The organism is Helicobacter brantae (assembly GCF_003364205.1).
GTDB lineage: Bacteria > Campylobacterota > Campylobacteria > Campylobacterales > Helicobacteraceae > Helicobacter_G > Helicobacter_G brantae.
Genome location: NZ_NXLV01000009.1, coordinates 36162 through 61762 on the forward strand (window position 1 = coordinate 36162; position 25601 = coordinate 61762).

Here is a 25601-nt window from a genome sequence, read left to right on the forward strand (position 1 = left end):
GCTCAAAAGAGCCATAAGGATTAGAAAATGATCCCCACTGTTGCACCAAGATTAAGGATTTCAAGATCTTTTACGCCTCGATCATTTGCTTTCATTTTTGGTTTTTGATAACTTCCATCAAAGCCTAGACTGATAGGCACAAAAGGAATCTTCCACATTGCACCAAAGTTGATTGCATAAGTATCTTTGGGTTTTATCCCTACAATATCACCACCGATGAATTGAGAGTAGCTTACTCCTACATAAGGGGTGAGATTGATAAGGGGGATTCTGTATCCAAGCACACCACCATATTGCATATTTTGGAGTGTGAAATCTAGAGTTTTATCTCCATCAACTTTCAAATCACTTTTGAGATATTCCCATTTGACTTGTGGAGCAACCAAAATCCCCATAGCACCTAGCCATACACGCCCATAAGCACCATAAGTGAGCTTTTTATCATTTTTGAAATCTCCCTCACCATCAACATTGAGCTTGAATTGTGAATAATTAACATTTCCACCAATCTCAGTATCAATCGTGAAAACTCCTATATCAAAAGCAAAAACAGAGCTACATGCAAGAAGCATCGCAAGCATTTTCTTTTTCATCTCATTCTCCTACTTAAAAAAGTCTGACTTTAAAAATGAAGTCATTACTATAATATCGTATTTTTCTTTTATTATTTTAATTTTGTAAAATTCTTGTTTGGGTTTTAGATTTTTTAAATTTAGGGATAGTCAAATGCAAAAATATTTTAATCGTGAGCTCTCTTGGCTCAAATTCAATCATCGTGTTTTGCTTCAGAGTCAAAACACCAATCTACCGATTTTGGAGCGATTGAAGTTTATTGCAATTTATGGAATCAATCTTGATGAATTTTATATGATTAGGGTAGCAGGATTGAAAAAGCTCTACCAAAAAGGGATAGCTAGAGTGGGGGCTGATAAAATGACACCATTGCAACAGCTAGAGGCGATTAGAAAAACACTCAGACACCAAAAACAAGAGCTAGAGAGAAGTTTTTTCTCAATCCTAGAAGCACTCAATGCTGAGGGGATTGAAATTCTTTCATACTCTGATTTGCAAGATGAAGACAAGATAAGAGCCAAAAGGTATTTTTTTGAAAATCTCTATCCTGTGATTGTCCCCATTGTCGTGGATATGATCCACCCATTTCCTCATTTCAACAATCTAAGTTTTGGAATCATTCTCAAACTCAAAAATATGCAAAATCCTCAAGACATTCGCTTTGCCCTCATTAGGATTCCACGATTTTTCCCACGATTTGTGGAGGTGAGAGAGGGTGTGTTTGTATTGTGTGAAAGCATTGTGGGGGAGTTTGCAGGAAGGGTATTTGAGGGATTTGAAGTGATTTCTTGGTGCCCATTTAGAATCACAAGAAATGCAGATTTTGAGATTGAAGAAGAGGAAGCAGATGATTTCATTGAGCTTTTAAATGAGGGATTAAAGGCAAGGAGAAAGGGAGAGATTGTGCGTTTGCAAGTAGGAAGGAATCAAGATCAAAGCCTAGTGGAGTTTTTGCAAACCCATATTGCTTTGGCAAATGATGATATTTATCAATATCGCCTCCCTCTCAATCTTGGAGCACTATGGGAGATTGTCTCTCATCGCAATTATCCTCATTTGCGACACCCTCACTACCAACCCAAAGTGCCTGAAATTCTAAAAAATGCCAATCTCTTTGAAGTGCTAGATCTTCAAGAAGTGATGCTTTTCCACCCTTATGAGAGCTTTGATCCTGTGGTGAGATTTATCCAACAAGCAAGTCGAGATCCTGATGTGGTGTCTATCAAAATGACACTTTATCGAGTGGGTAAAGACTCTCCTATTATTCAATCTCTCATAGAGGCAGCAGCACATAAGCAAGTCAATGTCGTAGTGGAACTCAAAGCTAGATTTGATGAAGAAAACAATCTGGGTTGGGTAAGGGCATTGGAAAATGCAGGGGCTCACGTAGTCTATGGAGCTGTGGGATTAAAAGTGCATGCCAAAATCGCTTTGGTGCTTAAAAAGACAAAAACCCAAAGTATCAAAGGCTATGTGCATATTAGTAGTGGAAACTACAATATCCAAAGCTCAAAAGTCTATACAGATATTTCGCTCCTTAGCTCCAAAAGTGAGCTTGTAAGTGATGCGATTAAGTTTTTCCACTCTCTCTCCACAGGGCTTTCTAATCAAACCAAGCTCAATACCATTATGATGGCACCAGCTCAAATCAAACCCCAAATCCTCTCTTTGATTGAAGCAGAGAAAGAGAGGGGAAGTGAGGGGGAAATTATTATGAAAATGAATGCCTTAGTTGATCCTCAAATCATTGATGCACTCTATGAAGCTTCAAATGCAGGGGTTAGAATCTTCTTAATCGTGCGAGGGATTTGCTCTCTTAAGCCTTGCATAGAGGGAATGAGTGAGAACATTAGAGTGATTTCAATCATAGGAAAATACTTAGAGCACGCAAGGATTTATTACTTTAAACACGGAGGGGTGTATTTCTCTAGTGCAGATATGATGAGCAGAAATTTGGAGCGAAGAGTGGAGCTTCTTATCCCTGTGCAAGATATTCAACTCTCTTTGAGATTGCTAAAAATCCTCAAACTTCAGCTTAGTGATAGTGATGGAGCGTATGAATTGCTAGAGAGTGGAGAGTATTGTAAGGTTTTGGGTGATGGAGAAAATTCTCAAAATGAATGTGAAAATCTCAAATTTCAAACAATATAAAAAAGTTTTGAATTAAAATTACAATAAAAATTAGTGGAGTGTATCAGTGTATCGGTATCTAAGAAATGTCATCTTCAAACTTGATCCTGAAGTCGATCATCATATCGTTGAGTTTTGCTTGAAGCATTTTGCTCCCCTGCCTTTGGTCAATGACTTTTTGGCAAATCAATTTTGCTATTTTGATGAATGTCTCTCTCAAGAGGTGTTGGGAATGCGATTTTACAATCCTGTGGGACTTGCAGCAGGGTTTGATAAAAACGCCACGATGATTGAGGGACTTGCTTTGATGGGGTTTGGGTTTATTGAGGCAGGAAGCACGACACTCTATCCCCAAGAGGGCAATCCCAAACCTAGAATCTTTCGCTTTGTGCAAGAAGAGAGTATCCAAAATGCAATGGGATTCAATAACGATGGAGCTGTGAAAATCGCTGAGAGAGTGAAGAAAATCTATCCATTTCAAATCCCCATAGCTATCAATTTAGGCAAAAACAAAACTGCAGAAGATGCACTCAAAAACTATGAAGAAAATCTCAAAGTTTTCAAAGATTTGGGAGATTTTTATGTCTTTAATGTTTCTTCTCCCAATACCCCAAACCTTAGGGATTTGCAAAATGAAAGCTTTGTCAAAGAGCTTTTTTCTATGGCAAGAAGCCATACAGACAAACCTTTGTTTCTCAAAGTTTGCCCTGATAATGTGATTGAGCAAACACTCAAAGTCTGTGAGAGTGCAATCAGTGGGGGTGCAAATGGAATCGTCGCGACAAATACAACGATGGATTACTCACTTTTGCGATCCCCTAAAAATATCGGAGGGATTAGTGGTAGGGCATTGAGAAATAAGAGCAGAGAGGCTTTCTATGAGATTTCCAAAGCCTTCTTTGGCAAAGCGACTTTGGTAGCTGTGGGAGGAATCTTTGATGGAGAAGAGGCATATAGTCGTATCAAAATGGGAGCGACTTTGGTAGAAGTCTATTCAGCAATGATTTTTGAGGGTCCAAGCGTATGTAAGAAAATCAATAAAGAAATAGCCAATCTTTTGAGACAAGATGGATATAATCATATTTCAGAAGCAATCGGAGTAGATATCAGATGATGAAAAAAGCAGTATTTTTCTTGATGGTTTGTGCCTTTTTGGGAGCTGAAGATAGCTTCATCTCTCCTCAACCCCAAGAGCAAACCCCCTCTCTAGATCAACAAAACAAGGTAGAAGAAGTGAAAAAGCAATCATTATTACCCCAATATTTTACAAAAACTCTCAGCAATGGACTAGAGGTCGTTGTAATCCCTATTAAAAATCAAAGTGGCGTGATTGAAACCAATGTGTTTTACAAAGTGGGAAGTCGCAATGAAGTGATGGGAAAAAGTGGGATTGCTCATATGCTAGAGCATCTCAATTTCAAATCCACCAAAAATCTCAAAGCAGGAGAGTTTGATGAGATTGTTAAGAAGTTTGGAGGATTGACAAACGCTTCTACTGGGTTTGACTATACGCGATATTTTGTCAAATCAAGTGTGCAAAATTTGGATAAGTCCTTAGAGCTTTTCTCAGAACTTTTGCAAAATCTCAAGCTTGATAATGCAGAGTTTCAGCCTGAGCGTGAAGTTGTGGCTGAAGAGCGAAGATGGAGAACTGATAATTCTCCTATTGGCTATCTCTATTTTAGGTTTTTTAACACTGCTTATATCTATCATCCCTATCATTGGACACCTATTGGGTTTATGGACGATATCAAAAATTGGAAGATTGAGGATATTAGAGCATTTCACAATCTCTACTACCAACCCAAAAACGCAATCATTGTCGTATCAGGAGATGTAGAGCCTGAAGTTGTGTTTGCTTCAGCACAAAGATATTTTGGCTCTATTGCTAATAGAGAGGGAGAGATTCCAAGCGTTTATACAATTGAGCCTAAGCAAGATGGTGCAAGGCATATTGAGATCAAAAAAGACACGCAGATTGAGTATTTTGCACTAGGATATAAAATCCCCAATTTCCAAAGCAAAGATCAAGTCGCTTTGGGAGTGATCGGAGAGCTTTTGAGTGGAGGAAAAAGTGCGATACTCCAAGCTGAGCTTGTTGATAAACAACGCATTGCTTCAGAGGTATATTCTTATGCAATGGATATGAGAGATGAGGGGGTATTTCTCTTTATCCTAGCAGGAAATAAAGGAATTAAAGCTGAGCAACTTCAAGAATCATTGCAAAAAATCATCAATGATTTTAGAGAAGGCAAAATCACTCAAGCAATGCTAGATAAAGCAAAAATCAATATCAAATCAAGCTTTATTTATAGTCTTGAAGATGCTTCAAGTGTGGCATCACTCTTTGGGGATTATCTAGCCAAAGGGGATATTAAGCCACTTTTGGAATATGAAAAAAACCTTGATTCTCTCAAGCTTCAAGATGTGATTGAGGTAGCAAAGAAATACTTTGTGAGTGAGAGTGCAACTTCAGCGATTTTGAGGAGGTAGGCTATGGTTGTGGGTGCAATGAGTGCGTTAATCACGCCCTTTAAAAATGGAAAAGTAGATTATGCAACTTTTGAGAGATTGATTCAAAGGCAAATTCGCTATGGAATGGATGCGTGTTTGCCTGTGGGTACGACAGGGGAATCAGCCACTCTTACTCATCAAGAACATATGGAATGCATTGAAGTGGCAGTCAAGACTTGCCATGGAAGTGGGACAAAAGTCTTAGCAGGTGCAGGAAGCAACTCCACAAAAGAAGCCATAGAGTTAGCTCAATTTGCACAAAAAGTAGGAGCAGATGCAGTGCTTTGTGTAACTCCCTACTACAATAAACCTACCCAAGATGGGCTTTTTGAGCATTACAAAGCTGTGGCAAACTCTATTGAAATTCCTCTAATGCTCTATAATGTCCCTAGTAGGACAGGGGTAAGCATTGAGATTTCAACAGCATTGCGACTTTTTGAGCAAGTGCCAAATATTTATGGGATCAAAGAAGCAGCAGGGAGTTTGGAGAGAGTGGTGGCTTTGCAAGCAAGCAATCCTAAGGCAATTATCGCAAGTGGAGATGATGCACTCAATTTCCCAATCTTAGCAAGTGGAGGGAGTGCTGTAACTTCAGTTACAGGAAATCTTTTGCCCAATAAGATTGCAGAACTTACTCATAGTGCATTAAATGGAGATTTTAAGAAAAGTCGAGAAATTAATACGCAACTTTATGAGATCAATAAGGTATTATTTTGCGAAACAAATCCATCTCCGATAAAAACAGCAATGTATTTGAGTGGATTGTTAGAAACTCTTGAATTTCGACTTCCATTAGTGGAGATGAAAAAAGAGAATATTGCATTGCTAGAAAAAACTTTAGAAAAATACGAGGTGTTAAAATGAGTGAAACAATGAAAGGCAAAACTTTAGTTATCAGTGGAGCAACAAGAGGGATTGGTAAGGCAATTTTATATCGCTTTGCACAAGAGGGAGTGAATGTGGCTTTCACTTACAACAAAAACGAAGAAGAGGCACAAAAAATTGCCCAAGATGTAGAGAGCAAGTATGGAATCAAAGCAAGATATTATCCTCTCAATGTCCTAGAGCCAGAGCAATATATCTCTCTTTTTGAAGAGATTGACAAAGAATTTGATCGTGTAGATTTCTTTGTAAGCAATGCAATCATTTATGGTAGAAGCGTAGTAGGAGGCTTTGCTCCCTTTATGCGACTTAAACCAAAGGGATTAAACAATATCTATACAGCCACGGTTTTGGCTTTTGTCGTAGGAGCACAAGAGGCGGCTAAGAGAATGAAAGAGGTTGGTGGTGGAGCAATCGTATCTCTAAGCTCCACAGGAAATCTAGTGTATATGCCAAACTATGCAGGACACGGAAATAGCAAAAATGCAGTTGAAACAATGGTGAAATACGCTGCTACTGAGTTAGGAGAGTTTGGAATCCGAGTTAATGCTGTGAGTGGTGGGCCAATCGATACTGACGCACTTAGAGCTTTCCCTGATTATGATGAAGTCAAAGCAAAAGTAGAAGAAGAATCTCCACTTAAGAGAATGGGAAAACCTGAAGATTTGGCAGGGGCTTGTTATTTCCTTTGTGATGATTCTCAAAGTGGTTGGCTCACAGGTCAGACAATCGTGATTGATGGTGGAACAACCTTTAGATAAGAATCGTGATGAAAAACATTCCCAATACTCTAACGATTTTTCGTATCTTTCTAGCCATTTTGGTGATGGCTGTGATTTTGTATGCAGATATGCAAAGTCCTTATATAAGATTTTTGGCGTGTGGAATGTTTTTTGTGGCAAGTATGACGGATTTTTTAGATGGCTTCATTGCAAGGCGTTATGCACTTCAAAGCCGCTTTGGAGAAGTCTTTGATCCTTTAGCTGATAAAATGCTAGTTTTAGGGGCTTTTATAGCCTTGATTGTGGTAAAGATTGCCAATCCTTGGGCAGTGTTTTTGATCTTTTCTCGTGAGTTTTTTATCACAGGGCTTAGAGTGGTGGTGGCAAACTCAGGAGTGAGTATCGCTGCAAATATGATGGGCAAGATTAAGTCGGTGGCACAATATTGGGCGATAGGGTGTCTGATCGCCAATGTCTTGCCTAATTTTTGGAATCAATTTTTTCTTTGGTTTGCTGTGGCTTTGACAATCATTTCAGGCTTTGATTATGTTAGAAAATATCTTAAGAGTTTTTAGATGAGTCTTGCTCTCTCGCTTTTAGCCCTCTCTTTTCTTATCTTTTTTCACGAATTAGGGCATTTTCTAGTCGCTAGAGCTTTTGGGGTGAAGGTTGAAGTTTTTAGTATCGGCTTTGGCAAAAAGCTCATAGCCAAAACCTACAAAGGCACACAATACACCCTCTCTCTTATCCCTCTAGGCGGATATGTCAAGATGAAAGGGCAAAATGATAGCGATCCATTAGAGCAAAGCAGTGATACTGATAGCTACACTTCCAAAGCTCCTTGGCAGAGGATTTGTATCCTTTTGGCTGGGCCACTTTTTAATATCCTTTTAGCTTTTTTTATCTATTCAAGCCTATCTTTTGGAGACAAACAAGTGCTTTTGCCAATCTTAGGAGAGATCAAAGAGGGCTATCCTGCAAGTGAGGTTGGACTAAAAAGTGGAGATCAAATCCTCTCAATCAATGGAGAGAAGATGAGGACTTGGAGAGAGATGGCAGAAATCATCGCTTCTTCCCCCTCTCTATCTTTGCAGGTTAAAAGAGAGAATCAAATTCTTTCTTTTTCACTTCAAAGCAAAGAGGTTGAGGGCAAAAATATCTTTGGAGAGAGCAAAAAGCACTATGTCATCGGAGTGGGTGCAAAAGGAGAGTTTGGAAGTATGCATTTTGGTGTGCTTGAAGCACTCAAAAATGGGGCAATCAGCACTTATGAAAATAGCACCTTGATTGTAGAGGGGATAAAGAAACTTATCGTTGGGGTTGTGCCTACAAGTGAAGTGGGAGGGGTAGTATCAATCGTGCAAGTGATGCATAAAGCAAGTGAGAGTGGGTGGATAAGCTTTGCTTTGCTTGTGGCATTGATTTCTATCAATCTTGGGGTTCTCAATCTTTTGCCAATCCCTGCCCTTGATGGGGGGCATATCCTCTTCAATCTCTATGAAATGGTTACTAGAAAGCCCCCAAGTGTAAATATGCTCTACTATCTCACTATCGGAGGGTGGGCAGTATTATTGGGGCTTATGCTTCTAGGACTTTATAATGATTTGCATCGTATTTTGCTCTAAGGAGGATTAAATGAATCATTTGCAAGAAGTGATAGCCAAGATTGAAAAGGCTCGTATTGCCTACTCTCGCCACCAAGTTATCAAGCTTGTGGCTGTCTCAAAGTATTGGGATATCTCTCAAATCATTGAGCTGTATGAGGGAGGGCAGAGGGCTTTTGGAGAAAACAAAGTTCAAGATCTCAAAGCCAAATCTTTAGAGCTAGAAAGTTATCCCTTAGAGTGGCATCTTATCGGCACGATTCAAGAAAACAAGATTAACACTATCATTTCTCTCTCCCCAGCTCTTATCCATTCTATTGATAGCCTTAAACTCGCTCACTCTTTTCAGCAACGCCTAGAGCGTGAGGGCAAAACTCAGAGGGCATTGCTTCAAATCAACTCTTCAAGAGAGGAGAGCAAAAGTGGAGTGAGTATAGAAGAGGCAAAAGAAGTGTATTTATCAATCCAAGAGAGCTGTCCCAATCTAATGCTAGAGGGAGTGATGAGTATCGGAGCTCATAGCGAGGATAAAAGCAAAATCATCAAAAGTTTTGAGGTTACAAAAGAGATTTTCGACTCTCTCCCCAATGCCAAAACTCTCTCAATGGGAATGAGTGGGGACTATGAACTTGCTATTTCTTGTGGTGCAAACTTGCTAAGAATCGGCTCTGCATTATTTGAGAGATAAAAAAGTCATAAAATTTCAAAAAATCAAGTATAATAACGCTTTTGCAACTTATCGGAGTATGGCGCAGCCTGATTAGCGCGCACCCTTGGGGTGGGTGAGGTCGTGGGTTTGAATCCCGCTACTCCGACCATTATTCAAAGAATTTCTCCAATGGATAATTTTTCCCCATTTTTTTGAGTTCGATAAACGCCTTTGGCAAAGTTAAATCTTCATAATCATTAAGAACCTCTATGGCTTTCTCTATCATTGAGTAATCAAGCAAAACAAACACATATGCTTCTCTTGCCTTCTCTTTTTGCATTGATAGGCGAGAGAAAATATCAATGCATACATCAGGCTCAAGTTGGGATTTGAGTTTTTGAGCCAAGTGAAAATACTCTTTGCTATCCACATCTATAAGGGCTAGGAGTTCAAAAATCTCTTTTGCTCCAAGCTTATAGCCCTTTTTATTCAAAGCATAAAGCAAGTGTTTTGCCAATTCAGGATTGGGGTGAGCAGAGAGGAATTTATGGATAATTTTTTCATCTACCAAATTGTTTTCCACTAGCTCATCAATCGCTCTCTCTTTGATATCGGTGTGATAATCCCCCTCTAAAACTTTAATAGCAAATTTAAGATCGGATTTGATTTTGTTGATGATATTTTTATCCCAAAACTCTGAATCTTTGGGGAAGTCAAGCTTGATTACTCCACCTTTTTGAAGCTCTAGGAGTTCAGCAAAGAGAGTGTCGATTTTTTTGTTTTGAGATTCCTCACTTGAGGTGTTGGGGTGGAGAGAAACTCTAGAGAGGACTTTTGAGAGGGTTTGGAAAATGGGGGTTTTGAAAGTGTGGTGAGGGATTGGGTGCTTAAGAATTTGAGAGTAGATTTGATTGATAAGATTTTCATAATCCCTGTCGTTTTTGTAAGAGTTGCTAAATCTTGAAAACCAATTCCCCACAAAAAACAAAAGCGTAAAGACAAAAAATATGCCAATTCCCACACCTAGCCATACCACAGAATGCAAAGTTAGACTAGTTTGCCCCAAAGAGAGCGTAATATCACTCCCTCCACTGCTAAGGGTATAAAACCCTCCACAAAACACAATCACAAAAACGATAAAAAACACAAAATAGTATTTGACTTTCATTTTCTCTCCTTAGTTTTGGCTTTTTTCATAAATCTCTCGGCAGATGATACAATACCTTGCGTGAGGTTTAATCTCTAGTCTTGCCTCATCAATCTCATCTCCACACATCTGACAGATTCCAAAGGTTTTATTTTTGATTTTTTCAAGTGAGAGTGCGATATCTTTAAGCTCATTTTCGTATTGCTGAAGAATTGAGGTATTGAGCATTCCTTGAGAGTTGGCTGAAGTAAAATCAGCGTGATCGCTTAGAGATTGGTTGTGAATCTCTGTGATTGAGTTGTTGGCTGTGTGGATATGAGCGTGTAAAACCTCTCTTCTGTCTTCCAAAATTTTTTGAAATTTTTCTAGGATTTTTTCATTCATTTTAACTCCTTATTTGTGATAGGGGTGATTGGCATTGATACTCAATGCTCGATAAATTTGCTCACAAAGCACGACTTTTGCGACTTTGTGGCTGAGGGTGAGGGGTGTGAGGCTAAGGGGGTGGGTTTGAGAGATGAACTCTTCATCAAACCCATAAGCTCCACCGATAAAAAAGCTTATCTCCAAAGAGTTAGAAAAAAGCTTGGCAAACTCAAAGCTATCAAGCATTTTTCCTCTAGGATGAAGTGCATAGCTAGAGGGGGAAAGGAAGGGCTTGAGGGCTTGAGTATAGGAGCTTTGGGCTTCTTTTTGTGAGCCTTTTTGGGCTTTGGCAATGTCGTTGTTGAAAATATCTTTTAGCACAAGAGTAGCCCCAAAACTCTTGCACTGCTTGATAAAATCATTATAAATGGGCTGATAATCGTCGTTTTTAACGATTGAGAATACATTGATTTTCATAGTTTGGATTGAGTATCCTTATAAGATGTGAAAGAGTGGCTTTGAGATCTTTTCTCTCCACAACCATATCAATCAGTCCGTGCTCTAGCAAAAACTCTGCTGTTTGGAATCCTTGAGGTAAATCTGCCCCAATGGTTTGCTTGATTACTCTTGGTCCTGCAAACCCAATCGTCGCTCCAGGTTCAGCCATAATGATGTCCCCCAAAAATGCAAAACTCGCACTCACTCCCCCAAAAGTAGGATCTGTAAGAAGTGAGATAAAAGGGAGTTTATGATCGGCTAGGATATTGAGTGCTGCACTTGTTTTTGCCATTTGCATTAGAGAGAAAGTGGATTCTTGCATTCTAGCTCCCCCACTTGTAGAGGCGATGATTAGGGCTTGTTTTTGATCGATTGCTCTTTTAATCGCTCTTAGGATTTTCTCCCCTTCCACGCTTCCCAAACTTCCCCCCATAAAAGCAAAGTCAAAGACTACAAGTTGCACACCCTCGCCATCGATTTTGGCTTCTCCACTGATAACTGAACTTGCTCTTCCTGTCTTTGCCACACCCTCTTCAATGCGTTTTTTGTAGCTTTTTTTATCTACAAAGTGCAAAGGATCAGTGGGAGCTAGGGATTTATCAAGCTCAACAAACTCATCACAAAGTAGCTCGATTCTCTCTTGAGCTGTGATTTTGAAGTGATAGGAGCATTTAGGACAAACATTGTGTTGAGCTAAAACCTCTTTGTAATAAACAATCGCATTACAGCTTGGGCATTTGACCCAATGGCTTGGAGCTTCTTCTTTTGAAGCTCTTGATGTGCCGATTCTGAGTTTTTTAAAAAAATCTTCCAAGCCCATTATGATTCCTTAGAAATTAAGTTTATTAAAATCTGAAATATTATCAAAAAAGATAGAAAAACCCAAAAATATCTCAAAGCACAGCTAGAAGTTTTTTGTAGAATCTCCAAAAATAAGCAAAGCAAAAGGAATAAAAAATGCAAGAGATTATCAATTTTATCATCGATAGTGTGGGGAGTTTGGGGTATTTGGGGATTTTCATAATGATGTTTTTGGAATCAAGCTTTTTTCCTTTTCCCTCTGAGGTGGTGATGATACCCGCAGGAGTGTTGGCTTATAGGGGAGAGATGAATATCTATGTAGCGATTGTTTGTGGGATTTTGGGGAGTTTGTGTGGAGCGTTGTTTAACTACTATCTAGCCCTAAAAATGGGGAGGGCATTTATCATTAGATATGGAAAGTATGTGTTTTTTAGTGAGAGCAGTATGCAAAAAATGGAGCAATTTTTTCAAAAACACGGACATATCAGCACATTTGTGGGGCGATTGCTTCCTGCAATCAGACAATATATCTCTTTACCTGCTGGGATTGCTAAAATGAATTTGGCTAAATTTTGTATCTTTACAAGCCTAGGGGCAGGGATTTGGGTGTGTATTTTGGCTTGGATTGGCTACTCACTTGCAGGAGTGATAGGAGGTGAGGGGGTTTCGCATTTACTAGAGGGAGAGAATGCTAAACTTTTTAAAGAAAGTATTCATCAGTGGAGTTTGTATATTTTTGGGGCTTTGATTGTGGTTGTGGGGATTTATTGGTGGAGAAAAAAGAAAAAAAGTGCCTAAAGAAAGATATTGTTCTCAATTTGTTACTAAAAGTAAGAAAAACTTCCTCCCCTTCAATCGTTTTTGGATAAAATTCCAAAATGCCTAAGATGGTTTCCCATCTCTTGCATACTTTAAACTAGGAGGATATATGTCAAACTTAAATCGTCGTGATTTTTTAAAGAGTGCGGCTGTTACAAGTGCAGCATTGAGTGCAGGACTTTCTATCCCAAGCACTATGGAAGCAAAAGCCCAAAAAGCAGAGCAAAACTGGAGATGGGATAAGGCAACTTGTCGATTCTGTGGGACAGGTTGTGGGATTATGATTGCGACAAAAAACAATAAAATCGTCGCTGTAAAAGGAGATCCACAAGCTCCTGTAAATAAGGGATTGAATTGTATCAAAGGATATTTTTGTGCCAAGATTATGTATGCACAAGATCGTTTGACAACCCCATTGCTTAGAGTAAATGCCAAAGGAGAATTTGACAAAAAAGGAAAATTCCAACCTATCAGTTGGCAAAAAGCTTTTGATGTAATGGAAAAGCAATTCAAAAAAGTATATAACCAATATGGCCCGACAGCGACTATGGTGTTTGGTTCAGGACAATACACAATCCCTGAAGGGTATGCTATCAGCAAACTTATGAAAGCTGGTTTTAGAAGCAACAATATTGATCCAAACGCAAGACATTGTATGGCAAGTGCTGTGGCAGGATTTATGCAAACATTTGGAATCGATGAACCTGCAGGGTGCTACAATGATATTGAGCTTACAGACACAGTGGTAACTTGGGGAGCTAATATGGCTGAAATGCACCCAATCCTTTGGAGTCGTGTAACAGATAGAAAACTTACAAACAAAGACAAAGTCAAAGTCATCAACCTTTCAACCTATCGCAATAGAACTTCAGATTTGGCTGATATTGAAATCATCTTCAAGCCTCAAACAGATCTAGCGATTTGGAACTACATTGCAAGAGAAATCGTCTATAACAACCCTCAAGCAATCAACAAAGAGTTTGTAGATAAGCATTGTGTTTTCACAACAGGATTTGTCAATATCGGTTATGGACTAAGAGCCAACCCTGATTCTCCTTATGTGAGCAAGGCTGAGAGAGATACAGTAGCAAAAGAAGTAAGTAAGACTATCAGTGCGACTGAGGGAACAACATTGCAATATCTTGGACTTAAAGTGGGCGATACTTTAAAAATGGATAATGCAGGAAAAGCAGGAGCTCATTGGGAGATTAGCTTTGAAGACTTCAAGAAGGGACTAGAGCCTTATACTCTTGATTTTGTCGCTCAAGTGGCAAAAGGCGATGATGATGAGAGCATTGAAGACTTCAAGAAAAAACTCCAAGCTCTAGCAAACTACTATATGGAAAAAGATCGCAAAGTAGTCAGTTTCTGGACAATGGGTATGAATCAACACCAAAGAGGAACTTGGGTCAATGAGCAAAGCTATATGGTACATATGCTTCTAGGAAAGCAAAGCCAACCTGGAAATGGTGCATTCTCTCTCACAGGACAACCAAGTGCGTGTGGAACAGCTAGAGAGGTAGGAGTATTCTGTCATCGATTGCCTGCAGATATGGTGGTAGATAATCCAAAGCACAGAGAAATCAGTGAGAAGATTTGGAAAGTCCCTGCAGGAACTCTCAATGGCAAAGTAGGAGCTCACTATCTTAATGCAATGCGACAGCTTGAGGAAGGAAAAATCAAGTGGGTATGGGTAGCAGTCAATAACCCTTGGCAAAACACAGCAAACCTCAACCACTGGATTAAAGCAGCAAGAGAGATGGATAACTTCATTGTAACAAGTGATTGCTACCCAGGGATTTCTGCAAAGATTGCTGACCTTATTTTGCCAAGTGCAATGATGTATGAGAAGTGGGGAGCTTATGGAAATGCCGAGAGAAGAACACAGCACTGGAGACAACAAGTCGTAGCACCAGGAGAGGCAATGCCTGATATTTGGCAAATGACTGAGTTTGCTAAGAGATTCACACTCAAAGAAGTATGGGGCAAAGATTATCCTGAGCTTGGGTTGAAATCTGTTCTCTCTGAAGCAAAAGCTATGGGATATAAAGAGAGTGATACACTCTATGATGTGCTTTTTGCAAATGCTGATGCTAAGAGCTTTGCTTATGGTAAAGATGAGGTAACTAAAGGATTTGAAAACACTGAAGTTCTAGGAGATTTTAGAAAAGTCAAAGGTGGAGATGGTAAGGTTTATAATGGCTGTGGCTTCTTTATCCAAAAATACCTTTGGGAAGAGTATAGAAAGTTTGGAACAGGACACGGACACGATCTAGCACCATTTAATGTCTATCACTATGTAAGAGGTTTGAGATGGCCTGTGATTGAAGACAAGAGTGAAAAACTTGGCTGGAAAGAAACATTGTGGAGATTCAATGCAGAGTATGATGTCTATGCCAAAAAAGCCGCGGCTAATGGTGAGAAGTTTGCATTCTATGGAAACAAAGGCAAGTCTATTCCCAAAGGAAGCCTATCAGCTCCAAGTGCTGAAAAATCAGATATCAACAACAAGGCAAAAATCTTCTTGCGACCCTATATGGATCCTTGCGAGATGCCAAATAGTGAGTATCCAATGTGGCTTTGTACAGGGCGTGTGCTAGAGCATTGGCATAGTGGAACAATGACAATGCGTGTGCCTGAGCTTTATCGAGCTGTGCCTGAAGCACTTTGCTATATGAATGAAAAAGACGCTCAATCAAGAGGATTGAAGCAAGGTGATGTGATTTGGATTGAGAGTAGAAGAGGAAAAGTCAAAGCAAGAATTGATGTGCGTGGAAGAAATAAGCCACCAAGAGGGCTTATCTATGTGCCTTGGTTTGATGAAAATGTGCTTATCAACAAAGTATGTCTTGATTCTACTTGTCCGATTTCTAAGCAAACAGATTTCAAGAAATGTGCTGTAAAAATCTATAAGGCGTAAGTCAAAGTGGAAAAATTCAATCCTGAGAGAAGAAAAACCATACTCAAATGGGTAAGCAGTGCAGGAGCATTGGGCGTGGGAGCAATGGTGTGGAGTGTGTGCCTAAAGGGTGCAAACAAAGCCGATGCCCTGCGTCCTCCATGTGCAGGAAGTGAGAGTGAGTTTCTTTCAAGTTGCATTCGTTGTGGCTTGTGTGTAGAGGCTTGTCCTTATCTCACGCTCAAACTTGCAACTCCCTCAAATGGGATAAGTGCAGGGACGCCTTATTTTGAGCCTAGAAAGATTCCTTGCTATATGTGCAAAGACATTCCTTGTGCTAAGGCTTGTCCTAGTGGAGCACTGGATCTCAAAAGGGTAAGCAAAGAAGGAGGAGAGCCTAATATCAATGAGGCAAAAATGGGTGTAGCAGTGATTGACACAACCCATTGTATTGCCTATGGTGGGATTCAGTGTGATGCGTGTTATCGTGCGTGTCCTTTGATTGGCAAAGCCATTTATTTGGAGTTTCGCCATAGCACTTTTACAAATGAGCATTCTGAGCTTTTGCCAATGGTCAATGCTGAGGTTTGCACAGGTTGTGGAATGTGTGAGAGAGCGTGTGTTACAGCTAAGCCCACTATTAGAGTATTGCCAAGAGAGAAAGTGCTTGGAAGTGTGGGAGAGCATTATATCCGAAGCTGGAAAGAGGGTGATGAGAGTAGAATCTTAGAGAATGGCGTTTCTTCATCTCCTAGAAAAGATGCACTAGATTATCTCAATGATGGAGGGTTTTGATGAGTAAGATTTTGAAAGCAAAATACCTTCTTTTAAGACGAATGGTGCAACTAGGGATAATGATTCTCTTTGTGTTAGGAAACTATGCACTCTTAGAGCTTAAGACTTCAAATGGTGTGCAAAAAGCAATGCTTCTTAGCAGTGAGAATGCCACATTTGAAGGTGTGCTTGTAAGCAAAACAAACCTAAGCCATATCCTAAGTGGAGATTTGAGCTTTAGCAAACTCTTTGGCTCTATTCCACTTAGCGATCCATTTGCGACATTGCAACTCTTTGTCGCAGGGGGAAGCTTGGCATTTGATATTTGGCTAGGGGCTTTGATTGTGAGCCTTTTTTATGGAATCTTTGTGGGGAGAGCGTATTGTGGTTGGGTTTGCCCTATCAATATGGTTACAGATTTGAGTGCGTGGCTAAGAAGAAGATTTTCTATCACAACGCCCTTGCTTAATCTCCCTAGAGGGTTTAAATACCTTGTTTTGGCTCTAAGCTTAGTGCTTTCATTCCTCTTTGGGTTTGGAGCATTTGAGGCGATTAGCCCTGTGTCAATGCTTCATCGAGGCATTATCTTTGGTATGGGGTTTGGAATCTTAGGGGTTGGAGCAATTTTTTTATTTGATTTATTTGTTTTAAAAAATGGCTTTTGTGGGCATATTTGCCCCATAGGAGCTACTTTTAGCTTGATTGGAAAATTCTCAATCCTCAAAGTCAGACACAAAGTGCAAAACTGCACCAAGTGTATGAAGTGCATTGAGATTTGTCCTGAAAAGCAAGTCTTGGATATGATTGGAAAAAGAGACGCAAGAGTTACGCAAATGGCGTGTATCAAATGTGGAAGATGCATTGAGGTTTGTGGAGATAATGCGTTAGAGTTTAGTATTTTAGGAGGAAAAAATGAAAATGCATAAGATTGCAGTTTTAGGAAGCGTGTTGTTAAGCCTTGCTTTTGGTGCAAAGGCGATTAGTGATACAGAGTTGGGGTTTAGAAATGTGCCTTTGAATAATGAAGACAAAGTCAAGCTTCAAGAGTTTAAATATGGAGATAAAGCACCAGGGGAGAGTCAAGTATTTGATAGAGCATATGAGAATGCTCCTCCGATGATTCCCCACGATGTAGAGGGCTTGACAGATTTTACTCAAAGCACAAACCCTTGTCTTGATTGCCATTCACCTGAGGTTGCCAAAGATGTGGGAGCTTTGCCTGTGCCAGAGTCTCACAGATATGATCTAAGAAATGCAAAAGCAATCACAGATGGAATCTCAGATAGCCGATGGAACTGCACTCAGTGCCACGCTCCTCAAGCTCAAGTGAAACCTTTGGTAGGAAATACTTTCAAGCCTGAATATCGCAACAAAAATAGCAAAAACGGCTCTAACCTTCTTGAAGTCATCAATGAGGGCGTGAAGTAATTTTATGCTGAAGCGTTTTGTGAGAGAGAAAATCTTACAAAATATGCCTTATGCGACCTCTGAACTCTCAGAGGTATGCCTAGGGTGCAAATCCCACATTTGTCTAAGTCATTGTCCTGAAAATATCATCACTCTCAATCCTGATAATCTCCCCACCCTTGATTTCTCCTCTAGTGGTTGTGTGTTTTGTGAGGAGTGTGTGAATGCGTGTTTTGAGGACAATGGAGAACATAGGGGATTTGATAGAGAAAAGAGTCAAACTCAAGTATTGATGAAAATCTCCCCCAACTCCTGTCTAGCGTGGAATAAATCTATCTGCTACTCTTGTAAAGATGTTTGCCCTAAAGAAATCAAATATCTAGGAATGTTTTATCCTGAAATCATTTCTTGTAATGGCTGTGGGTTGTGTATCTCACGCTGCCCGAGTGAGGCGATAAAGATACAAAGGAGAGATTCTTAATTGGAATACAAATTGCTAGTCTTTGTGTAATTTTCTAGCAAGGAGTGTTTTTGATGAGAAAGGAATCTCTAAAGAGCATTATTATTTTTTTGGTATTTTCTTCACTTATGTGGGGGCAAAAGATTGGTGATATTGCCAATATCGTGGGTGTGAGGGATAATCAACTCATCGGTTATGGACTTGTAGTGGGATTGAATGGAAGTGGAGATAAATCTGCTTCAAAATTCACAATGCAAAGCATTGCCAATATGCTCGAATCTGTCAATGTCAAAGTTTCCCCAAATGATATCAAATCCAAAAATATCGCTGCTGTTATGGTTACAGCTACACTCCCAGCATTTGCTAAGCAAGGAGATAAGCTAGATATAGTGGTTTCTTCAATCGGTGATGCCAAATCCATCGCAGGAGGAACATTGCTAATGACACCTCTTACAGCAGTAGATGGAAATATCTATGCCCTTGCTCAAGGAGCGATTAGTCTAGGAGAGAGTGGCAATCTTTTGAGTGGAAATATCCTAAGTGGGGCAAGTGTGGAGAGAGAGGTGAGTTATGATCTCTACAACAAAGAAAATGCGATTTTGAGCCTTAAAACTTCAGATTTCCAAAACGCCATTAGAGTGCAAAAAGTGCTTAATGGTGTGTTTGGAGAGAATATCGCCAAAGCTATTGATTCACGCACTATTAAGATTGATAAGCCCAAAAATCTAAGTATGATTGAGTTTTTGGCTTTGGTGCAGGAAGTGAATGTGGATTACTCAATGAGAGAGAAAATCATCGTAGATGAGCGAAGTGGGACAATCATCGCAGGAGTGGGAATCACAGTTGAGCCAATCGTAGTAACGCACGGAGAGATTACAATCAAAATCACTCAAGACACCCTCACAGATCCCAAAGCCACAGATATCGGAGATGGCACGACACTTTCCCCTAGTCAAAATATTATCTCTACAAATGGCAAAAAGCCCACAATCTCAAGCGTGGTGAGGGCATTGCAGAAAATGGGTGCGACACCTAAGAATATCATCTCCATTTTGAGTGCGATGAAGCAGAGTGGGGCGATTAGTGCAGATTTGGAAATCGTGTAAGGAGAGGGAATGAAAGTAGATACAAGTGTGGCTTTGCAAACTTATCAAAACTCCAAAACCCCAAAAGTGGAGGATTATAAAAATGATGAGGCTAAACTCAAAGAGCAAACTGATGCGTTTGAGGCATTGATCCTCAAAACTATGCTTTCCACAGCGATAAAAAATGAAGATCCTCTCTATCCCAAAGAAGCAGGAAGTGATATCTATCACTCAATGTATCTTGACACGCTCTCTGAGAGCCTAAGTGGAAGCTTTGGGTATAGTGAATTATTGCTGGGATACCTCAAAGAGCAACAAGCAGGGAAGCGATAATGCAAGAGATTTCTCAAGAACTCCTCAACAACCTCTCAAGCCAAGATAAGCAAATCTTCCTCTCCACACTTGGAGAACTCATAGAGCAGATTGATGAAGCACAAAAAGAGTTTGTAGAGATAAAGAGCTTATTTGAGGGAGTTTTGGGTGTGCTTCCTCAAGCGTTGTGGGTGCTAAATGAAGATAATAGCTTTTATTACTTCAACCCTGAGGCAAGCAAAATCTCTTCAATCCTAGAGGGGATTTTGCCACTTAGAGATCCCATAGAAGTGGAGTTTGAGAGAAATTTTTATCTTATCCAAGGCTCAATTGTAGGGGATAAACAAGTCATCACAGCTACCAATATCACTCATCAAAAACGCCAAGAGCGACTAGCCTCTATGGGGCAGATTTCAGCTCATTTAGCTCACGAAATCCGCAACCCTGTGGGATCAATCTCCCTGCTAAGCTCTGCACTTCTCAAAAGGGTAGATGTGGGAAGCAAAAGTATGGTATATGAAATCAAAAAGGCGATTTGGAGGGTGGAGAATATCATCAAAGCAACGCTAATGTTTAGCAAGGGTGTTATGCCTCAAAAAGATTTCCACTCTTTAGAGAGTATCAAAGAGCATACCCAAGAAATCCTTAATTATAGTAATTGCACTAAGCCTTATAAAATCCTCTTTGATTTCCCTGCTAGTTCTCAAGTGTGGTGTGATCTCAATCTTTTAGTGATTGTCTTGCAAAACTTCCTCTCAAACGCCCTAGATGCGATAGAAGAGGGGGAATGTGAGGAGGGGGAGATAAAGCTAGGGTTTAAAGAAGATGATGAGAGCTATACCTTTGCAATCAGCGATAATGGAAAGCCTGTGCAAAATAGCGATATTCTCTTTGAGCCTTTCAAAACTACTAAACTCAAAGGCACAGGGCTAGGACTCGCACTCTCTAAGCAAATCATTGAAGCACACGAGGGAAGTATAGAGTTTATTGCCTTTCCTAAGACTTTCATTCTAAAAATAAGAAAGTAAATCAACCCCTTTAAAATCTTAAGCTAGGATTCCTTTGGCGATAAAAATCGTCTAAGGAGGTCATTATGAAAACGATTGAGGCATTAAAGCAATTACAGGCAGATTGTATTGTGTTTGTGATGAAAACACATAACTATCATTGGAATATCAGAGGCTCAAACTTCCCTCAAACACACGCTAAAACCCAAGAGATATATGAAGAGTTTGCTGAAGTCTTTGATGACTTGGCAGAGAGGATTATCCAGCTTGGAGGAATTCCTTGTGTAACTCTTGCTGAAGTTTTAAAATTAACAAAGATTAAAGAAGAAAGTAAAACAACTTTTAGCACAGATGAGGTGCTTGATGGAGTTTTGAAAGATTTTGAGTATTTTGAAAAATCTTTCAAAGAGCTTTCAAACTTAGCTGATAGTGAGAAAGATAGAGTCACTTCAGCGTATGCAGATGAAAAGGTGGCATATTTGCAAAAAAGCCTTTGGATGCTAAAGGCTCAAAGAGGGTAATCCCTCTTGCCCTTTTCCCTATCAGCACTCTTAGTTTGACTCCCCCTCACAGGACTCTCCCCAAAGCTATACCTCACCCCTAAACTCACTTGATAATCTTTTGTCATCATTCCAAAAAAACTCTTCTCAAAATCAAAGTAAATCCTCACGCTCTCATAGGCTTGAATATTTGTGCCAAGATTGATAAGGAAATGAGGATCAAAAAGTGAGGGGGAATGATGAGATGAAGAGAGATTGGTCGTGTTGAGTGAAATATCTCTTCCATAAATATAATCAAACTCATAAAATGTTCCCATATAAAAAGAGAGATTGAATTTTTGAGTAGGAAAAAATCTCTTGAGCGTATAGCCAAAACTAGATCCAAAAGAACTCTTAAGAATCAGAGTGTGAGAGATTTGAGTATCAAGAAACTCTGAACTTCCCTCATAAGATTGTCTAAAACTACCCTTATCAATCCACCCCAATCCAAACCCTGCTTGAGGTTGAACATACCAATCCTCTGCAAGTCTAAATCGATAACCAAATTCACTCAAAAGACTAAGAGCAAAATTCCCTAGCTTACCCTCTCTTGTTCTATCACGATTGGGATTGTAAATCTCAAAAGTGCTTTGAAGATATTGAAGTTTCAAAACACTATCGTTATACCAACCCTCATCTTGGATATAAGAGTTATACACAGAAACTCCTGTGGAGTAGGATTGGAGATTCTCAAAGATTCTAGTTTGCTTCTCACTCACAATCTCAGATTCAAAAGTGGGGAAGGCAAGAGTGTAGAAAAATGATACTCCCAAAAAGTCTTTAAACCCTGCTCCCTCAAAGCCATAGTCATATCCACCTTGAAAAGAAGTGTAATTGCTCTTTAGTCCCAATCCCAAAGAGTTGCTTACTCCCCCATTGACAATCCTAGCCCATACACCATGAGAGTAGGGATTATCCCTAAGCTCTCCCATTCTTTGAGAGAGATAATCAAAACCAGCAAGATAAAGAGTTTGATTGAGTAAAGGAGCATTAAGCCCTGTCATTTCATCAGAGGGGATAATGTTTGTTTCGGTGGCGTGGGTGATGGCATAATCCATAAGTCCATCGTTGTATATTTTTACATCAGTGATAGATATATCAGCTTCTGTAAAATCCAAATATCCCTTGCCTATTTCAACAAAAGCAAAGTCAGAATTGCTTTGGGTAGTAAAAAAGATAGCGTTTTTGATTGAATCGGCTCGAGTTCCAAGAGCAAATACAACACAGAGTGGAACTCTTCCATAAAATCCTCCGACTCTTGCAATAAGATAATCAGAGTGAATCACTCTATCCCCAATTTGTTGCTCTCTATTCATATCAGCATAAAGAACAAACAATAAAGGAAGATAAGTCATACCGCCCTCAACCTCTATAAACTCTAAATGTTTGAATCCTTTGTCAAGATTTCTTGATGGATAGAAAAACGCAAGGGTATTTCCAGCATATTGATTTTTTAGCAGTGGGATTGTTCCACTATCTTGAGTAACTTCAATCGTCTGATTGGGGCCAGTGAAGATGATGTTATTAGATAAACCTACATCTTGTAACAGGACAAACAACCCAAATGCTGATAAAAAATGCTTTTTCATAGGGTTGTATCCTCTGTGGGGCATATAGAGTCAAGTGTTTGCAAAAATGACTCTAAATACTCAAGGATTAGAAGGAATAGAATTTCCTCTTCCCCCCCCCCCCTGATGGTATCATCTCTTTGAGTCCCCTTTGGTGGATTCCCACCAAAGCTATATCTTACTCCTAAACTTACTTGATAATCTTTATTTGTCTTTCCCAAAAAACTCTTCTCAAAATCAAAGTAAATCCTCACGCTCTCATAAGCTTGAATATTTGTGCCAAGATTGATAAGACAACGCGGATCAAAAAGAGGTGGAGAGTGATAAAAAGAAGAGAGATTAGTTGTATTGAGTGAAATATCTCCTCCATAAATATAATCAAACTCATAAAAAGTCCCTACATAAAAAGAGATTTTAAAATTTGGATTGGGAATAAAACGATTAGGATTGTAACCAAGAGTTGTTCCAAATCTTCCTCTTAGTGTGAGAGTAGAATCTATATAAGTATCAAGAAACTCTGAACTTCCCTCATAAGATTGTCTAAAGTTACTTGGAGCAATCCACCCCACTCCCAATTCTGTTTGAGGTTGAATATACCAATCTTGTGTAATCTTGAAGCGATAGCCAACCTCATTGGAGAAACTAAGAGCAAGATTCCCTAGCTTACCCTCTCTTTTTCTATCACGATTGGGATTGTAAATCTCAAAGGAGCTTTGAAGATATTGAAGTTTAAGGACACTATCACTATACCAACCCTCATCTTGGATATAAGAGTTATAAAAAGCTACTCCTGAAGAGAATGAAAATATATCTTCAAATCTTCGAGTCTGTTTCTCACTTACAATCTCAGACTTAAAAGTAGGGAGGGCAAAAGCATAAAAAAATGACACACCTAAGAAATCCCTAAAGCTTCTCCCCTCAAAGCCATAGTCATACCCAGCTTGAAAAGAAGTGTAATTGCTCTTTAGTCCCAATCCCAAAGAGTTGCTTACTCCCCCATTGACAATCCTAGCCCATACACCGTGAGAGTAGGGATTATTGCGTAACTCTCCCATTCTCTGATCCAAATGATTAAAAGTAGCAAGATAAAGAGAGAGATTAAGCAGGGGAGAGTGAATCCCTGTCATTTCATCAGAGTGGATAATGGCTGTTTCGGTGGCTTTGGAGATATAGAAAATGGTATTGCCTCTTGGATCGTCTTTGATGTATCTTGATGTTGTATGCAAAGCAAGTTGTGTAAAGTCCAAATACCCCACCCCTTCATCTTTGAATAAAAAAGCAAAATTGTTTCGATATATGATAAAGTCAATATTTTTAATTTCATCAGCTCTTGTTCCAAGAGAAATATACGCTTCAAGCTTAAAAAGTGGATCTGAACCACCATTGCGAATAACAAAAAAATCTGAATGATACACCCTTCCCTCAATGGTTTGGGGTGAGCGAGGATCGATATAAAGAGTGTATGTCAAAGAAAAACGATAAAAAGTAACCTTAAAAAAACTGATGTTTTTGAAACCATTGGATAAGTTTCTTGTGGGGTAGTAAAAACCAACCTTGTCATTTTTCCACTCACCATATACCTCACCAATCTCTCCCCTATCTTGAGTAACTTCAATGGTTTGATTGGGGCCAGTGAAGATGATATTGTTAGATAAACCTACATCTTGTAATATGACAAACAACCCAAGTGTTGATAAGAATTTCTTTTTCATAGGGTTGTATCCTTTGTGAGGTATTCAAAGTCAGTTATAAATGACTCTAAATACTCAAGGATTAAAAGGAATAAATTTTCCTCTTCCCCCCCCCCCTTAGTGGCATTATTATCCAGTCCTCCCCTCACAGGACTCTCCCCAAAGCTATACCTCACCCCTAAACTCACTTGATAATCTTTTGTCATCATTCCAAAAAAACTCTTCTCAAAATCAAAGTAAATCCTCACGCTCTCATAGGCTTGAATATTTGTGCCAAGATTGATAAGGAAATGAGGATCAAAAAGTGAGGGGGAATGATGAGATGAAGAGAGATTGGTCGTGTTGAGTGAAATATCTCTTCCATAAATATAATCAAACTCATAAAATGTTCCCATATAAAAAGAGAGATTGAATTTTTGAGTAGGAAAAAATCTCTTGAGCGTATAGCCAAAACTAGATCCAAAAGAACTCTTAAGAATCAGAGTGTGAGAGATTTGAGTATCAAGAAACTCTGAACTTCCCTCATAAGATTGTCTAAAACTACCCTTATCAATCCACCCCAATCCAAACCCTGCTTGAGGTTGAACATACCAATCCTCTGCAAGTCTAAATCGATAACCAAATTCACTCAAAAGACTAAGAGCAAAATTCCCTAGCTTACCCTCTCTTGTTCTATCACGATTGGGATTGTAAATCTCAAAAGTGCTTTGAAGATATTGAAGTTTCAAAACACTATCGTTATACCAACCCTCATCTTGGATATAAGAGTTATACACAGAAACTCCTGTGGAGTAGGATTGGAGATTCTCAAAGATTCTAGTTTGCTTCTCACTCACAATCTCAGATTCAAAAGTGGGGAAGGCAAGAGTGTAGAAAAATGATACTCCCAAAAAGTCTTTAAACCCTGCTCCCTCAAAGCCATAGTCATATCCACCTTGAAAAGAAGTGTAATTGCTCTTTAGTCCCAATCCCAAAGAGTTGCTTACTCCCCCATTGACAATCCTAGCCCATACACCATGAGAGTAGGGATTATCCCTAAGCTCTCCCATTCTTTGAGAGAGATAATCAAAACCAGCAAGATAAAGAGTTTGATTGAGTAAAGGAGCATTAAGCCCTGTCATTTCATCAGAGGGGATAATGTTTGTTTCGGTGGC

General features: G+C 39.4%; 26 protein-coding genes and 1 tRNA gene. 19 read left to right on the forward strand and 8 right to left on the reverse strand.

Features of this window, described 5'->3' with window-relative positions:
* Nucleotides 1–20: 20 nt before the first annotated feature.
* Nucleotides 21–593 (reverse strand): outer membrane beta-barrel protein, encoded by a 573-nt coding sequence (locus tag CQA58_RS05555; RefSeq protein ID WP_115569735.1) that lies wholly within the window; start codon nucleotides 591–593, stop codon nucleotides 21–23.
* Nucleotides 594–726: 133 nt separating this feature from the next.
* Here CQA58_RS05555 and ppk1 point away from each other — a divergent pair, with 133 nt between their 5' ends.
* The 9 genes from ppk1 (at nucleotide 727) to CQA58_RS05600 (ending at nucleotide 9243) form a co-directional block, all read left to right on the forward strand.
* On the forward strand, nucleotides 727–2724 hold the full coding sequence (gene ppk1, locus CQA58_RS05560; protein WP_115569736.1) for a polyphosphate kinase 1: 1998 nt from the start codon (nucleotides 727–729) through the stop codon (nucleotides 2722–2724).
* A gap of 46 nt (nucleotides 2725–2770) precedes the next feature.
* Entirely contained in the window at nucleotides 2771–3817 is a 1047-nt protein-coding gene (locus CQA58_RS05565) for a quinone-dependent dihydroorotate dehydrogenase (RefSeq protein WP_115569737.1), read from the forward strand.
* Nucleotides 3817–5196 carry a M16 family metallopeptidase gene (locus tag CQA58_RS05570; protein ID WP_245942779.1) on the forward strand — a complete coding sequence of 460 codons (1380 nt, stop codon included), beginning with the start codon at nucleotides 3817–3819 and terminating at the stop codon, nucleotides 5194–5196. Before CQA58_RS05565 ends, CQA58_RS05570 begins: the two co-directional genes overlap by 1 nt.
* A gap of 3 nt (nucleotides 5197–5199) precedes the next feature.
* Complete coding sequence (gene dapA, locus CQA58_RS05575; protein WP_115569738.1) at nucleotides 5200–6081, forward strand: 4-hydroxy-tetrahydrodipicolinate synthase; 882 nt, start codon at nucleotides 5200–5202, stop codon at nucleotides 6079–6081.
* An 8-nt stretch (nucleotides 6082–6089) separates the two neighbouring features.
* Complete coding sequence (locus tag CQA58_RS05580; protein ID WP_115569761.1) at nucleotides 6090–6860, forward strand: enoyl-ACP reductase; 771 nt, start codon at nucleotides 6090–6092, stop codon at nucleotides 6858–6860.
* An 8-nt stretch (nucleotides 6861–6868) separates the two neighbouring features.
* Nucleotides 6869–7396, forward strand: a complete 528-nt coding sequence (gene pgsA / locus CQA58_RS05585; protein WP_115569739.1) for a CDP-diacylglycerol--glycerol-3-phosphate 3-phosphatidyltransferase — start codon at nucleotides 6869–6871, stop codon at nucleotides 7394–7396.
* Nucleotides 7397–8446 carry an RIP metalloprotease RseP gene (gene rseP / locus CQA58_RS05590; RefSeq protein WP_115569740.1) on the forward strand — a complete coding sequence of 350 codons (1050 nt, stop codon included), beginning with the start codon at nucleotides 7397–7399 and terminating at the stop codon, nucleotides 8444–8446. It begins immediately after the preceding gene.
* A gap of 10 nt (nucleotides 8447–8456) precedes the next feature.
* Nucleotides 8457–9113: a YggS family pyridoxal phosphate-dependent enzyme gene (locus tag CQA58_RS05595; RefSeq protein ID WP_115569741.1), complete on the forward strand. Its 657-nt coding sequence runs from the start codon at nucleotides 8457–8459 to the stop codon at nucleotides 9111–9113.
* Between the two features lie 52 nt (nucleotides 9114–9165).
* Nucleotides 9166–9243: transfer RNA gene (locus tag CQA58_RS05600), tRNA-Pro, on the forward strand.
* Here the strand turns inward: CQA58_RS05600 and CQA58_RS05605 are convergent.
* The 4 genes from CQA58_RS05605 to accD are packed head-to-tail and all read right to left on the reverse strand — an operon-like array spanning nucleotide 9244 to nucleotide 11905.
* Nucleotides 9244–10242 carry a hypothetical protein gene (locus CQA58_RS05605; RefSeq protein ID WP_115569742.1) on the reverse strand — a complete coding sequence of 333 codons (999 nt, stop codon included), beginning with the start codon at nucleotides 10240–10242 and terminating at the stop codon, nucleotides 9244–9246. It abuts the tRNA gene before it with no gap.
* Nucleotides 10243–10251: 9 nt separating this feature from the next.
* Complete coding sequence (dksA, locus tag CQA58_RS05610) at nucleotides 10252–10605, reverse strand: RNA polymerase-binding protein DksA (RefSeq protein WP_115569743.1); 354 nt, start codon at nucleotides 10603–10605, stop codon at nucleotides 10252–10254.
* A 9-nt stretch (nucleotides 10606–10614) separates the two neighbouring features.
* Complete coding sequence (locus CQA58_RS05615; RefSeq protein WP_115569744.1) at nucleotides 10615–11064, reverse strand: 23S rRNA (pseudouridine(1915)-N(3))-methyltransferase RlmH; 450 nt, start codon at nucleotides 11062–11064, stop codon at nucleotides 10615–10617.
* The gene (gene accD / locus CQA58_RS05620; RefSeq protein WP_115569745.1) at nucleotides 11036–11905 is read right to left on the reverse strand and encodes an acetyl-CoA carboxylase, carboxyltransferase subunit beta; all 870 of its coding nucleotides are present in this window, start codon (nucleotides 11903–11905) and stop codon (nucleotides 11036–11038) included. The genes CQA58_RS05615 and accD overlap by 29 nt, the downstream gene beginning before the upstream one ends.
* 137 nt (nucleotides 11906–12042) lie before the next feature.
* Here accD and CQA58_RS05625 point away from each other — a divergent pair, with 137 nt between their 5' ends.
* From CQA58_RS05625 to CQA58_RS05670, 10 genes are all read left to right on the forward strand, one after another.
* On the forward strand, nucleotides 12043–12684 hold the full coding sequence (locus CQA58_RS05625; RefSeq protein WP_115569746.1) for a DedA family protein: 642 nt from the start codon (nucleotides 12043–12045) through the stop codon (nucleotides 12682–12684).
* Between the two features lie 130 nt (nucleotides 12685–12814).
* The gene (gene napA / locus CQA58_RS05630) at nucleotides 12815–15625 is read left to right on the forward strand and encodes a nitrate reductase catalytic subunit NapA (RefSeq protein ID WP_115569747.1); all 2811 of its coding nucleotides are present in this window, start codon (nucleotides 12815–12817) and stop codon (nucleotides 15623–15625) included.
* A 6-nt stretch (nucleotides 15626–15631) separates the two neighbouring features.
* Nucleotides 15632–16399: a ferredoxin-type protein NapG gene (napG, locus tag CQA58_RS05635; protein ID WP_115569748.1), complete on the forward strand. Its 768-nt coding sequence runs from the start codon at nucleotides 15632–15634 to the stop codon at nucleotides 16397–16399.
* On the forward strand, nucleotides 16399–17304 hold the full coding sequence (gene napH / locus CQA58_RS05640; protein WP_115569749.1) for a quinol dehydrogenase ferredoxin subunit NapH: 906 nt from the start codon (nucleotides 16399–16401) through the stop codon (nucleotides 17302–17304). The genes napG and napH overlap by 1 nt, the downstream gene beginning before the upstream one ends.
* Nucleotides 17291–17806 (forward strand): nitrate reductase cytochrome c-type subunit, encoded by a 516-nt coding sequence (locus tag CQA58_RS05645; protein ID WP_115569750.1) that lies wholly within the window; start codon nucleotides 17291–17293, stop codon nucleotides 17804–17806. The genes napH and CQA58_RS05645 overlap by 14 nt, the downstream gene beginning before the upstream one ends.
* Before the next feature lie 4 nt (nucleotides 17807–17810).
* On the forward strand, nucleotides 17811–18266 hold the full coding sequence (locus CQA58_RS05650) for a 4Fe-4S dicluster domain-containing protein (RefSeq protein ID WP_115569751.1): 456 nt from the start codon (nucleotides 17811–17813) through the stop codon (nucleotides 18264–18266).
* A gap of 53 nt (nucleotides 18267–18319) precedes the next feature.
* Nucleotides 18320–19351 carry a flagellar basal body P-ring protein FlgI gene (locus CQA58_RS05655; RefSeq protein ID WP_115569752.1) on the forward strand — a complete coding sequence of 344 codons (1032 nt, stop codon included), beginning with the start codon at nucleotides 18320–18322 and terminating at the stop codon, nucleotides 19349–19351.
* Between the two features lie 9 nt (nucleotides 19352–19360).
* Nucleotides 19361–19663 (forward strand): rod-binding protein, encoded by a 303-nt coding sequence (locus tag CQA58_RS05660; protein ID WP_115569753.1) that lies wholly within the window; start codon nucleotides 19361–19363, stop codon nucleotides 19661–19663.
* A complete protein-coding gene (locus CQA58_RS05665) occupies nucleotides 19663–20670 on the forward strand; it encodes a sensor histidine kinase (protein WP_115569754.1) in 1008 nt (335 codons plus the stop codon). Before CQA58_RS05660 ends, CQA58_RS05665 begins: the two co-directional genes overlap by 1 nt.
* A 65-nt stretch (nucleotides 20671–20735) precedes the next feature.
* Nucleotides 20736–21170, forward strand: a complete 435-nt coding sequence (locus tag CQA58_RS05670; RefSeq protein ID WP_115569755.1) for a Dps family protein — start codon at nucleotides 20736–20738, stop codon at nucleotides 21168–21170.
* Here CQA58_RS05670 and CQA58_RS05675 read toward each other — a convergent pair.
* The 3 genes from CQA58_RS05675 to CQA58_RS05685 all read right to left on the reverse strand — a co-directional run.
* Nucleotides 21158–22777, reverse strand: coding sequence for an autotransporter outer membrane beta-barrel domain-containing protein (locus tag CQA58_RS05675; RefSeq protein WP_170126753.1), 1620 nt, complete (start codon nucleotides 22775–22777; stop codon nucleotides 21158–21160). The two genes, CQA58_RS05670 and CQA58_RS05675, sit on opposite strands and share 13 nt — an antisense overlap.
* Complete coding sequence (locus tag CQA58_RS05680) at nucleotides 22774–24468, reverse strand: autotransporter outer membrane beta-barrel domain-containing protein (protein WP_115569757.1); 1695 nt, start codon at nucleotides 24466–24468, stop codon at nucleotides 22774–22776. The genes CQA58_RS05675 and CQA58_RS05680 overlap by 4 nt, the downstream gene beginning before the upstream one ends.
* Nucleotides 24465–25601, reverse strand: a 1137-nt coding sequence (locus tag CQA58_RS05685) for an autotransporter outer membrane beta-barrel domain-containing protein (RefSeq protein ID WP_147288612.1), incomplete at its 5' end; no start/stop codon positions are given. The genes CQA58_RS05685 and CQA58_RS05680, both read right to left, overlap by 4 nt.